Source organism: Pseudomonas sp. PI1, assembly GCF_000812405.1.
Taxonomy (GTDB): Bacteria; Pseudomonadota; Gammaproteobacteria; order Pseudomonadales; family Pseudomonadaceae; genus Pseudomonas; species Pseudomonas citronellolis.
Genome location: NZ_JWMC01000101.1, coordinates 92,147 through 103,788, shown reverse-complemented (window position 1 = coordinate 103,788; position 11,642 = coordinate 92,147). Strand labels below are relative to the sequence as shown.

Below are 11,642 nucleotides of genomic sequence, written 5' to 3'. Positions count from 1 at the left end.
GCCTAATACATAGATGCAGTCGGGTTTTCATGTTCAAAAGCGGGTTGACGGTGGGGGTGAGTCCATACATAGGAGCGCGCCCTGCGCGCGAATCGCGGACAGAGTCCGGGCACGGCTTCTCGTAGGAGCGGACCTTGTCCGCGATGGCCAGACATATCGGCGCGGTTCGCGGATAGGATCCGCTCCTACCCCACGCCCACCTCCGAATCCACCTGTAGGAGCGCCCCCTGGGCGCGATTCGCGGGCAGGACCCGGGCACGGCTCCTACGAGGAAATGCCACCCGGCGAATCCGCTTGAGATCCTTTCGCGTTTTACCCTATTTCGAAATGTTTGGTTACATTTCTGATCGCTCTTTCAGAAGGAGCGGCTATGGTCAATGGCTATTAGCCATCTCTCGACGGATTTTCCGGAAGACAGGAATAAATGTCGATATTTATCGATATTCAGGGGCCCGAATGGCCTGTATGGCTAAGCCGTAGCTTGCCTCCGTCAAAAAATCGCTTCGCCAGGTTTTGCCCTTGTTCGTCAATTTACTGGCTTTTATCCGGATAGGCTGGGCGGATTGCTGTAGGACGTCAGCGTTTTTTCGCGAACGGCAGTTGACTAAATTCTGACGGAAAGCTTTTCTTCTCGCCTCAATGTCAATAAACCGGCATGCGGCGGCTGCGTCAGTTATCGACAGAGTGTCGGCTTTCGCGCGGCTTCCATGCAGTTAGGGATGATTGCTTCGTGCTGTCCAAGACCTCCTTGTCCTTTCTCGCTTCGCAGCTTCTCCAGCGACGGCTCCCCATGGGCGGTTGCCTGGCCGTGCTGCTGCTCGGCAGCGCCTGGGCCCAGGCCGCCGAGGATTACGACCAACTGGTGCGCGAGGCCCGCGCCGGCAATTACCAGCCGGCCTTGCAGCGCCTGCGGCAGAGCCCCGACGACCCCGCGCCCGCGCGCCTGGACGATCACCTGATCATCGCCGGCTGGGCGGGACTGGACGAGGAGGTGCTGCAAACCTACCAGCGCCATCCTCAGGCGCGGTTGTCCAGCGGCGCCTGGGCCTCGGTGGCGCGGGCCTATCGCAACCTCAAGCGCTGGCCCCAGGCATTGGAGGCCTACCGTCGCGGCCTGGCCGCCTACCCCGGCGACCAGGTCCTGCTGCAAGGCCAGGCGATGACCCTGGTGGATGCCGGGCGTGGCGCCGAGGCGCTGCAGAAGGCCGCGGCCCTGGTCGCCGCCGCGCCGCGCGATGCCGAGCGGCGCCTGGCCCTGGCCTATGTCCACCAGCAGATGGGCGAGCCCTATGCGGCGCTGTTCCAGGTGGACCAGGCCCGCCAACTGGCCCCGCAGCAAAGCCGCGTGCTCAGCGAGTACGTCGATGCCCTGCAGGCGGCCGGCCTGCCGCGCCAGGCGCTGGCCTTCGGCGAGCGCCACCCCGGCGTGCTGTCGGCGGCGCAGCGGCGCAGCCTGCAGGCCGACCGCGTCGCCGAGCTGGTGCGTCTGGCGGAAGTGTCGCCTCTGCGCGACAGCGAGCGCTTCGTGGTCGCCGACCGGGCCATCGCCCTGGCCGACCAGTCCCTCGCGCAATGGGCCGGCGACCCGGCCGCGGCGCAGGAGGTGCGCCGGGTGCGCATCGACCGCCTGGGCGGCCTCTATGCCCGGGCGCGCATGGCCGAGGTGGTCGAGGAATACGAGCGGCTGCATGCCGAGGGCGTGCAACTGCCGCCCTACGCCCTGCGTTGGGTCGCCGGCGCCAGCCTGTACCAGCGCCAGCCGGAGCGGGCCGCGGAACTCTACCGCCAGGTGATCGCCAGCGAGAACGACAAGGACAGCGACTGGATGGACGACCACCAGGGGCTGTTCTACGCCCTGGTGGAAAGCGAACGACTCGACGAGGTGCCCTCCCTGAGCGATGGCCTGGTGGCGCAGCAACCGACGCGGCTGCATCCGCCGGGCATGGGTGTGGCCCTGCCCAACGACGACTGGCTGGAGGCCCGCCTGCTGCAGGCCAACGGCCGGCTGTACCGCAACGACCTGCCGGCGGCGCAGCAGGACTACGAAAGCCTGGTGGAAAGCGCGCCGGACAACTCGCGGCTGCGCACCGGCCTGGCCAGCACCTACCTGTCCCGCGGCTGGCCGCGGCGCGCCGAAGACCAGCTGAAGATCGCCGAAAGCACCGACCCACGCGGCGTGGCCCTGGAAACCGAGCAGGGCATGGTGGCGCGCGAGCTGCAGGAATGGCGGCAGCTGGACCTGCTGGCCGACGACGTCATCCAGCGCTTCCCCGAACAGTTGCAGGCCCAGCGCCTGGACTACCTGCGCCAGGTCCACCACATGGCCGAACTGCGCATCAGCGCCTACGGCGGCCATGCCAATGGCGGCGAGGTCAACGGCAGCCGCGACCTGGGTTTCGACAGCGTGCTCTACAGCCCGCCCATCGCCGACCACTGGCGCCTGTTCGGCGGCGCCGGCTACGCCACCGGCGATTTCGAGGAAGGCACCGGGCACTATCGCTGGCAGCGCGTCGGCAGCGAATGGAGCGGGCGTAACACCACGCTGGAGGCGGAGGTGTCGCACAACGATTACGGCGACGGCGACAAGCTGGGCCTGCGGCTGTCCGGCGTCCACGACATCGACGATCAATGGCAGTACGGCTGGAGCGCCGCGCGCCTGTCCCGCGAGACGCCGCTGCGGGCGCTCAACAGCGGCATCCGCTCCGACCGCCTGGACGGCTACCTGCGCTGGCGCCAGAACGAGCAGCGCGAATGGCGCCTGGCCTATTCGCCCTCGCACTTCAGCGACGGCAACATGCGCCACGAACTCGCCCTCACCGGCAGCCAGCGTGTCCATAGCTCGCCCTACCTGGTGGCGGACCTCGGCCTGGAGGTTTCCGGCAGCCGCAACAGCAAGTCGGAGGACGTCCCCTATTTCAACCCGAAGTCGGACCTGCTGCTGCTGCCCAGCCTGAACCTGGAGCACACCCTCTACCGCCGCTACCAGACGCGCTGGACCCAGCAGGGCCAGCTCGGCGCCGGCAGCTACAGCCAGCAGCACCACGGCACCGGCGCCGTCGGCCTGCTCGGCTACGGCCAGCGCCTGAGCCTGGACGACCGCTTCGACGCAGGCTTCAACCTGTCCGCCGTCAGCCGCCCCTACGACGGCGACCGCGAACTGGACTACCGCCTGGTCTTCGACCTCAGCTACCGCTTCTAGGACCCGAACATGAGAGCCACCTACCGTTTCCTGCTGTTGGGGCTGGCGCTGCTGATCGGGGCTTGCGCCAGCGAGGCGCCCCCCTTCGTCGAGCCGGCGCAACGCACCCTTGCCGCCAACGAGAAGCCCTGGCCGCCGGGGCGCATCCTGACCCTGGCCTACCACGAGATCGCCGACCGCGACGCCAATCAGGCCTTCATGACCGTGCGCACCGCCAACCTGGTGGACCAGCTGGCCTGGCTGCACGAGCAGGGCTTCCAGGCGATTTCCGTGGACCAGCTGCTGGCCGCCCGCGCCGGCCGCGGCAGCCTGCCGGAGAAACCGCTGTTGCTGAGCTTCGACGACGGCTACAGCAGCTTCTACCAGCGCGTGCTGCCGATCCTGAAGGCCTACGACTGGCCGGCGATCATGGCGCCTGTGGGCGTCTGGCTGGATACCCCGGACCAGCAGCGCGTGGACTTCGGCGGCCTGGCGGTGGAGCGCCGGCGCTTCCTCACCCGCCAGCAGCTCGCGGAAATCGCCCGGTCCGGCCTGGTGGAAATAGGCGCGCACACCGAGGCCCTGCACTTCGGCGGCCCCGGCAACCCGCAGGGCAGTCAACTGCCGGCAGCGGCCAACCGCCTGTACCTGGCCAATGCCGGGCGCTACGAAACCGAGGCCGAATACCGCAATCGCGTGGGCATCGACGTCAAGCGCATCAGCCGCACCCTGCAAAGCATCACCGGCAAGGCGCCGCGGGTTTGGGTGTGGCCCTACGGCGCGGCCAGCGGCACCGCCTTGCAGGTGGTCGGCGACGACGGCTACGCCCTGGCCCTGACCCTCGAAGACGGCCTGGGCAGCATCGACCACCTGGACAACCTGCCGCGCTTCCTGCTCAACGGCGACCCCGACCTGCATCACTTCACCTCGGCCATCAGCCGCGTCCAGGCGCAGGACAACCTGCGCGTTGCCCACGTCGACCTGGACTACGTCTACGATCCCGACCCGCAGCAGATGGAGGCCAACCTCGGGCAACTGGTGCAGCGCATCGCCGACCTGCGCATCAACACCGTGTTCCTCCAGGCCTATGCCGACCCGGTGGGCGACGGCACGGTGAAGGCGCTGTACTTCCCCAACCGCCACCTGCCGATGCGCGCCGACCTGTTCAACCGTGCCGCCTGGCAGCTGCGCACCCGCGCCGGCGTGGAAGTGTTCGCCTGGATGCCGGTGCTGGCCTTCGACCTGTCGCCGCAGCTGCCGCGGGTGCAGCGCTGGGACCCGCACAGCGGGCGCCTGGAGATCGACCCGCAGCAGTACCGGCGGCTGTCGCCGTTCGACCCCGAAGTACGCCGGCAGATCAGCGAGATCTACGAGGACCTGGCGGGGCACGCCGCCTTCGCCGGCCTGCTGTTCCACGACGACGCGCTGTTCTCCGACTTCGAGGATGCCGGGCCCCAGGCGCTGGCGGCCTATCGCGCGGCGGGCCTGCCGGGCGACATCGCCAGCCTGCGCGGCGATGCGCAGACGCTGCAGCGCTGGACGCGCTTCAAGAGCCGCTACCTCATCGACTTCACCCGCCAGCTCGCCGAGCGCGTGCGCGCCATCCGCGGCCCGCAGGTGCAGACGGCGCGCAACATCTATGCGCTGCCGATCCTCGAACCGCAGAGCGAAGCCTGGTTCGCGCAGAACCTGGACGACTTCCTGGCCGCCTACGACTGGACCGCGCCCATGGCCATGCCGCTGATGGAGGGCGTGCCCCTGGAGCAGTCCGAGGCCTGGCTGCAGCGCCTGGTGCGCGAAGTGGCCAAGCGCCCCGGCGCGCTGCAGCGCAGCGTCTTCGAACTGCAGGCGCGCGACTGGCGCGAGGGGCGCGAGGCGCCCATCGACGCCGCGCAGTTGCGGCGCTGGATGCACCGCCTGCAGTGGGAGGGCGTGCGCAGCTTCGGTTACTACCCGGACGATTTCGTCAACGACCAGCCCGAACTCAAGGCGCTGCGTCCGGCCATCTCCAACGCCTGGTACCCCGAGCCATGATCGATCGCATCGTTGCCTTGCTGGTCCTGCTGCTGTTGCTCGGCGGCCCGATCGGCGTAGCCATCGTCCTCACCGGCGAGATCCTGCTGAACTTCGTGTTCTTCTATCCACTATTCATGTCGGCCCTGTGGATGGCCGGCGGCATCTACTTCTGGGCGCACTGGGAGCGCCATTGGGCCTGGCCGGAGGACGTCCCGCATCTCGCCGGCGAGCCGCTGGTGTCGATCCTGATCCCCTGCTTCAACGAGGGCGACAACGCCGCCGACACCATAGGCGCGGCCCTCGCGCAGCACTATCCGAACATCGAAGTCATCGCCATCAACGACGGTTCCTCCGACAACACCGCGCAGGTGCTCGATGCCCTGGCCGAAGGCGAGCCGCGGCTGCGCGTGCTGCACCTGGCGCAGAACCAGGGCAAGGCCGTGGCCCTGCGCATGGGCGCGCTGGCCGCGCGCAGCGAGTACCTGGTGTGCATCGACGGCGACGCGCTGCTCGACGCCAACGCCGCGGCCTACCTGGTGGCCCCGCTGATCGACAACCCGCGGGTCGGCGCGGTGACCGGCAACCCGCGCATCCGCACGCGCTCGACGCTGATCGGCCGCGTCCAGGTCGGCGAGTTCTCCTCCATCATCGGCCTGATCAAGCGCACCCAGCGCGTCTACGGGCGGGTCTTCACCGTCTCCGGCGTGGTCGCCGCGTTCCGCCGCACGGCCCTGGCGCGGGTCGACTACTGGAGCACGGACATGATCACCGAGGACATCGACATCAGCTGGAAGCTGCAGCTGGACCACTGGTCGATCTTCTACGAGCCGCGCGCGCTGTGCTGGATCCTCATGCCCGAGACCTTGCGCGGTCTGTGGAAGCAGCGCCTGCGCTGGGCGCAGGGCGGGGCCGAAGTGCTGCTGAAGAACATCCGCAGCATCTGGACCTGGCGCTACCGCTACATGTGGCCGCTGCTCATCGAGTTCAGCCTGTCGGCGGCCTGGGCCTTCACCTTCCTGCTGTCGATCCTGCTCTGGGCGCTCGGCCTGGTGGTCGAGATGCCGCCCAGCCTGCGCGTCGCCAACATAGTGCCGCCGGCCTTCACCGGACTGCTGCTGGCCTGCGTGTGCCTGCTGCAGTTCGCCCTGAGCCTGCTGATCGAGCGGCGCTACGAGCGCCACCTGGCGAGTTCGCTGTTCTGGGTGATCTGGTACCCCTTCGCCTTCTGGCTGGTCACCTTGCTGACCACCCTGGTGAGTTTCCCCAAGGTCATGCTCAAGACGCGCCAGGCCCGGGCGCGCTGGACCAGCCCCGACCGTGGCATCAAGAGGAGTTCGTGATGAACCTGATCAAGACACCGCAGCACTGGCTGCCCCGGAGCCTGGACGTTCTGCTGACCCTGTGCGCCTGGGCGATCTTCGTCTGGCTGATGGAGCGCGGCATCGCCAGCCTGCTCGCCAGCGGCTGGCGAGGGCCGCGCCTGGACTGGGGCGGGCAGTTCCTGCAGACGCTCGATACGCTGATGGTCTATGTGCTGTGCAGCGCCTTGATCGCCGCGCTGCTGGTGTCCTGGGCCCGCTACAACCAGATTCGCGCGGCGCGCTACGAACGCCGCTCACGCATGCCCGACCTGTCCCGGCAGGCGCTGTCGCGCAGCTTCAACATCAGTGGCGATACCCTGGCCCGCCTGCACGGGGCCCAGGTGGTGACCCTGCACAACGACGAGCATGGCAACCTGGTGTGGGTGGAGAACCCGGCGGAGATGGAGGTCGAGACGCCCTGAGCGGCCTCAGCTGCCGCTGTTGCCGTGGTGCGGCTCGGTCAGGGCGCGGCGGTAGCGCGCGTAGAGGTCGCTGTCCATGTTGCTGGCGCTGAGGATCTTCAGGGCGAAGGCCTTGACCTCGGCGTCGCTGTACGCCCGCTGGGGCTCGGTGGCGGCCGGTTGCGCGGCGCAGCCCACCAGCACGGGGACGGCCAGCACCAGGCTGGAAAGGGATCGGAACATGGCGGGTTCACCCGGGGCATGGATAGTGGGGATGGGCAAAGGCTAGCGATGGCTCGCCGGCCTGGGAAATCATCCCGGTCGATAGTCGCTATCGTCCGAGCCGGCTTCCGACACCCGGGAGCGCCAATAGGTTCCGGCGGCCCAGCAAGCCGGGCCGAATCCGGCTATCCTTCGCGGCCTTCGCCACTTCCCGGGACCGCGCCATGAAAGAACAGCTCGTCGAACTCCTCACCCTGATCAGCTCCGGCTGCATGGGCGCGGAGGAAATCCGCCAGATGGCCGAGGACGCCGCCGCGGCCTACGCCGATCCCGAGGCCTTCCTCGCCGCCAACCCGGACATCAACTACGACGACAGCTTCCCCATCCCACTGGGCGAGTGGGTGGTGGTCGGCAGCCTGCCGGACATCGTGCTGTTCCAGGGCGACGACTACAAGGAACTGTTCGAAGGCATCCGCGCCTCGTTCGACGCCAGCGTGAACTTCGTCCTGCAGGCCAAGCAGCTGCACAAGGCCGAGCCGCTCGCCGCGCTGAAGCGCATCCAGGTGCAACTGAGCGCGCTCTATCCGGAAAAGGGCGGCTACGTGCTGCTGGACTTCAGCGAACCGCTGGACGACGAACTGCAGGCGGTGCTGGTGTACCGCTGCGACCTGGAAAGGGTCATGGCCCTGTGCCTGGAAATCGGCATCCCGGCGGCGCCGGCCTACGAACGCCTGGTCGAGGCCAGCCGGGAAGAGTGATGCCCCCTCGGCCGCCGTCCTTCCGGCGGCCCCTGCCAGGGAAAAACGCCCTGGCTATTCTCCAGGCATGGCGGATGACCGCGCACCTGTTCCCGGTGGGCTGCTTATAAATGTGGGAGTTCCGGCGTGTTCAGGGCTTTGGTTTCCCGTTCGGGCGTAGGAATGCTCTGAGGTCAACCAGGCGATGTCCTGCAATTACCCGCGTCGGCAGCTTGCCGTTGGCGATCCATTCCTCCAGAACCTCCGGCTGATCGGACATCCCGAGCAATTCGGCGAAACGCTCGAGGCTCAGGTAATAGGTTTCGTCCTCGGGAGCGGGGGAGAAGGGTTCTTCCACTTTCATGTGGTGTCCTGCACCATGGCCTGCGCTATTAGGGGAGAGAGACTAAATGACTCTCTCGAGACAATACACTAAATATTAGTGTTTTTGTATGGTGCTTCGAATGTCCGGAAATGGATTACAGATCGTGAAGAAACGTTTCCTTTTTACCGCTGGGGAAAGACTGCGTGGCCTGCGTGAGCTGACCGGGCTCAAACGCCCGGAATTCGCCAAGATCGTCGGCATGAAGGCCAAGACGGTGGAGAACATCGAGTTCGGTCGCCAGCGCATGCGCGACGAGGATTTCGAGAAGGTCTGCAGCGTCTATCCGGATTTCGCCCGCTGGATCACCTACGAAGGGCCCATCGACTCGGCGTCGGTGGCCTGGGAGATCGCCGATTCGGCGCAGTCCGCCGCCGTCTACCTGGTGGAGCAGAATCCCGCATTGCTGGAGAGCAGCAGTCTCAGCCTGGAGGAGTGGCGCAACCGCCACCACGACGTGCTCGAGCGCCTGCGCCAGGAGCCGGGGCGCGAGCTCGTCGCAGAGACCGACGACGATGACGACGAGTCCGAAGAAGAGACGCGGGACTAGGCGATGCAGCCGCGCAGGTAGCCCAGCAGGTCCGGGGCGCCGATGCTGCGCAGGCCGGCGCCGAATTCGTCGGCTTGCGGGTGGTCCTTGGGCAGCAGCAGGGATTCCGGCGTTTCGCTGTTGAACAGGCCGAAGCGCGCATAGGGCAGGCCGGTGTCCAGCAGCAGGCCCATGAACCCGGCGTCGCTCCAGGCCTGGGTCGGCATCGCCAGCATGTGGTAGCGCCGCTCCAGGTCGTCCAGGGCGCTGCCCTGCAGGCTGAACTGGCGCACCCTGCCGGGCAGGCGCAGTTCCAGGCCGCGGCGGCGCGCATAGGCCACCGCGCAGGCGAACGCCTCGGGGTGGCTGTCCAGCTCCAGGAACAGCCGCTGGCCATGCCAGTCGGCCCGGCGCAATTGCAGCTCCACGCCGCGCTCGAAGCCGGGCAGGGCCTGCCCGAGCGCCTTGCCGAAATCCCGGTAGCTGATGATCCGTACCTTGCGCCCGGCGTCGCCGGCCGCCACGGCTTCGAAGTCGGGTAGCGCCGAATTCGCCAGGGGGCCGCGGGTGCACAGGCCGTCCACCTCGCGCAGGTCCACATCGTGCAGCTCCAGCAGACGGGAGCCGACCAGTTTCTTCAGTGCGGCATGGGCGCGCGCCTTGTCTTCCTGCACCGGCCCGGACAAGGCGCCGCGCGGCAGGTCGATCAGGCGGTACAGCGGCGCGCCGGACTGCCAGCCGATGCCGCTGGGCGGGCTCGCCGGGGCGCTGAAGCTCAGGGCCAGGGAACGGGTGCGCTGCGAGACCTTGTGCAGGTCGGCGTTGCCGAGCCCCAGGCGCTGGGCGATGGCCGCGAGACGCTGGGCCATGTTGCGGGGTGGATTCATGATCGAAGGCAAACTCCCGATGCCCGGCCGACAGCCCTAAGCATAGGTAAGCCAGTCGCGGTTGTGCTTCCGGGCAGTGACAAATGTTGCTTCCTTCCTTTCAAGGGCGGGCGCCATGCCGGGCCCGCCGCGGCCGCGCCTCGCCTAGGGGCAGGCCGGCCGGCTATACTAGCGCCCCATTTTGCCGACCGATGCCCGACCATGTATAGCCTGGCCCGCGAGCTGCTGTTCAAACTGTCCCCGGAAACCTCCCACGAGCTGTCCATCGACCTGATCGGCGCCGGCGGCCGCCTGGGGCTCAACGGCCTGTTCTGCCCGAAGCCGGCCAGCCTGCCGGTGCAGGTCATGGGCATCGACTTCCCCAACCCGGTGGGCCTGGCCGCCGGCCTGGACAAGAACGGCGACGCCATCGACGGCTTCGCTCAACTGGGCTTCGGCTTCGTCGAGATAGGCACCGTCACTCCGCGCCCGCAGCCGGGCAACCCCAAGCCGCGGCTGTTCCGCCTGCCGCAGGCCACCGCGATCATCAACCGCATGGGCTTCAACAACCTGGGCGTCGACCACCTGGTGGAGCGGGTCAAGGCCGCGAAGTACCGCGGCGTGCTGGGTATCAACATCGGCAAGAATTTCGACACCCCGGTCGAGCGCGCGGTGGACGACTACCTGATCTGTCTGGACAAGGTCTACGCCCACGCCAGCTACGTCACGGTCAACGTCAGTTCGCCGAACACCCCGGGCCTGCGCAGCCTGCAGTTCGGCGACTCGCTCAAGCAACTGCTGGAGGCCCTGCGCCAGCGCCAGGAAGACCTGGCCGAACAGCATGGCCGCCGCGTGCCGCTGGCGATCAAGATCGCCCCGGACATGACCGACGAGGAAACCGCCCTGGTCGCCGCGGCGCTGGTGGAGGCGGGGATGGATGCGGTGATCGCCACCAACACCACCCTGGGCCGCGAAGGCGTCGAGGGGCTGCCGTTCGGTGACGAGGCCGGCGGCCTGTCGGGCGCGCCGGTGCGCGAGAAGAGCACCCACACGGTCAAGGTGCTGGCTGGCGAACTGGGCGGCCGCCTGCCGATCATCGCCGCCGGCGGCATCACCGAGGGCGCCCACGCGGCGGAGAAGATCGCCGCCGGCGCGAGCCTGGTGCAGATCTACTCGGGCTTCATCTACAAGGGGCCGGCGCTGATCCGCGAGGCGGTGGACGCCATCGCCCAGGCGCAGCGCGCAGGAAAATAAAAAGGGCTCCTTTCGGAGCCCTTGGGCTTACGCCCTGCCGCCCGGATGGGGCGTGCCTTGGGGAAATCGGTGTGATCCTTTGGTCAACTGGTGGCGTGTTGCATCTGATTCAGACGTTGAAGACCGGCGGTGCCGGTGAGGCCATCCCAGTTGTCGCCGCGACCCTCGCGCCAGCCGTTGAGCCAGGACTGCCGGGTGGTGGGATGGGTGAAAGGACAGAGATCGCGAGACTTGCCACTGATGCCGTACTGGTAACCGCGCATAAAGGCTCTTTCCAACGGATCACGCTTGAGTCTTCTCATAGGGTGTTGCCCTCACTTGTTGACTGTTATGTCCCGTTGGCCCCCTGGGGAGGCCTGGCGGACAGTTCCGCCAAAAAGGGGCCTGTTGCCGGCGTGACAGACCCCGCCCGACACCTTTGCGGCGACGGGTTAAGCTGAGTTCTAAACCATGGGCTTCGAGCCTGTGAACAACCAATTTGTCATAAAGACTTAACTCTTATGGGTTCAAGCCATAAGTTTTTCCCCCGGGCGGGTCGGGCAAATTGCCCGAAACCGCATGTTCAGGGGCTTGTGCGAGGCAGCCTGGCGAACTGCCAGGAAATTGAGAGGTTCTCTCATCCCGACGAGCGGGCAAGTACCTGCGACCTCGGGTCGCAGGTTTTGTGAAACCTTTTGAAATGAACCATGGCCGGGT

At 67.3% G+C, this 11,642-nt stretch carries 11 protein-coding genes; 7 read left to right on the top strand and 4 right to left on the bottom strand.

Annotated features, from left to right (window positions below; genetic code table 11):
* Window positions 1-790 precede the first annotated feature (790 nt).
* From pgaA to pgaD, 4 genes are read left to right on the top strand one after another with little or no spacing between them, the layout of a single operon-like run.
* Window positions 791-3,199 carry a poly-beta-1,6 N-acetyl-D-glucosamine export porin PgaA gene (gene pgaA / locus RN02_RS30235; protein ID WP_052267960.1) on the top strand — a complete coding sequence of 803 codons (2,409 nt, stop codon included), beginning with the start codon at window positions 791-793 and terminating at the stop codon, window positions 3,197-3,199.
* Between the two features lie 9 nt (window positions 3,200-3,208).
* Window positions 3,209-5,212: a poly-beta-1,6-N-acetyl-D-glucosamine N-deacetylase PgaB gene (pgaB, locus tag RN02_RS30230; RefSeq protein WP_043319092.1), complete on the top strand. Its 2,004-nt coding sequence runs from the start codon at window positions 3,209-3,211 to the stop codon at window positions 5,210-5,212.
* A complete protein-coding gene (pgaC, locus tag RN02_RS30225; protein ID WP_043319090.1) occupies window positions 5,209-6,534 on the top strand; it encodes a poly-beta-1,6-N-acetyl-D-glucosamine synthase in 1,326 nt (441 codons plus the stop codon). Before pgaB ends, pgaC begins: the two co-directional genes overlap by 4 nt.
* Entirely contained in the window at window positions 6,534-6,977 is a 444-nt protein-coding gene (gene pgaD, locus RN02_RS30220) for a poly-beta-1,6-N-acetyl-D-glucosamine biosynthesis protein PgaD (protein WP_009621281.1), read from the top strand. Before pgaC ends, pgaD begins: the two co-directional genes overlap by 1 nt.
* Before the next feature lie 6 nt (window positions 6,978-6,983).
* Here the strand turns inward: pgaD and RN02_RS30215 are convergent, their stop codons facing one another.
* Window positions 6,984-7,199: a hypothetical protein gene (locus tag RN02_RS30215; RefSeq protein WP_043319087.1), complete on the bottom strand. Its 216-nt coding sequence runs from the start codon at window positions 7,197-7,199 to the stop codon at window positions 6,984-6,986.
* A gap of 203 nt (window positions 7,200-7,402) precedes the next feature.
* On the opposite strand from RN02_RS30215, the gene RN02_RS30210 reads away from it, so the two are divergent.
* Window positions 7,403-7,936: a hypothetical protein gene (locus RN02_RS30210; protein ID WP_043319085.1), complete on the top strand. Its 534-nt coding sequence runs from the start codon at window positions 7,403-7,405 to the stop codon at window positions 7,934-7,936.
* 130 nt (window positions 7,937-8,066) lie between these two features.
* Here RN02_RS30210 and RN02_RS30205 read toward each other — a convergent pair whose 3' ends face one another.
* The gene (locus RN02_RS30205) at window positions 8,067-8,279 is read right to left on the bottom strand and encodes a helix-turn-helix domain-containing protein (protein ID WP_043319082.1); all 213 of its coding nucleotides are present in this window, start codon (window positions 8,277-8,279) and stop codon (window positions 8,067-8,069) included.
* A 121-nt stretch (window positions 8,280-8,400) separates the two neighbouring features.
* Here RN02_RS30205 and RN02_RS30200 point away from each other — a divergent pair, with 121 nt between their 5' ends.
* Window positions 8,401-8,847, top strand: a complete 447-nt coding sequence (locus tag RN02_RS30200; protein ID WP_236695237.1) for a helix-turn-helix domain-containing protein — start codon at window positions 8,401-8,403, stop codon at window positions 8,845-8,847.
* Here RN02_RS30200 and RN02_RS30195 read toward each other — a convergent pair.
* Window positions 8,844-9,713, bottom strand: a complete 870-nt coding sequence (locus tag RN02_RS30195; RefSeq protein WP_236695236.1) for a DUF6685 family protein — start codon at window positions 9,711-9,713, stop codon at window positions 8,844-8,846. The genes RN02_RS30200 and RN02_RS30195 overlap by 4 nt on opposite strands.
* Window positions 9,714-9,914: 201 nt before the next feature.
* On the opposite strand from RN02_RS30195, the gene RN02_RS30190 reads away from it, so the two are divergent.
* Window positions 9,915-10,946 (top strand): quinone-dependent dihydroorotate dehydrogenase, encoded by a 1,032-nt coding sequence (locus RN02_RS30190; RefSeq protein ID WP_009621290.1) that lies wholly within the window; start codon window positions 9,915-9,917, stop codon window positions 10,944-10,946.
* 83 nt (window positions 10,947-11,029) lie between these two features.
* Here RN02_RS30190 and rmf read toward each other — a convergent pair whose 3' ends face one another.
* A complete protein-coding gene (rmf, locus tag RN02_RS32950; protein WP_009621292.1) occupies window positions 11,030-11,248 on the bottom strand; it encodes a ribosome modulation factor in 219 nt (72 codons plus the stop codon).
* Window positions 11,249-11,642 lie beyond the last annotated feature (394 nt).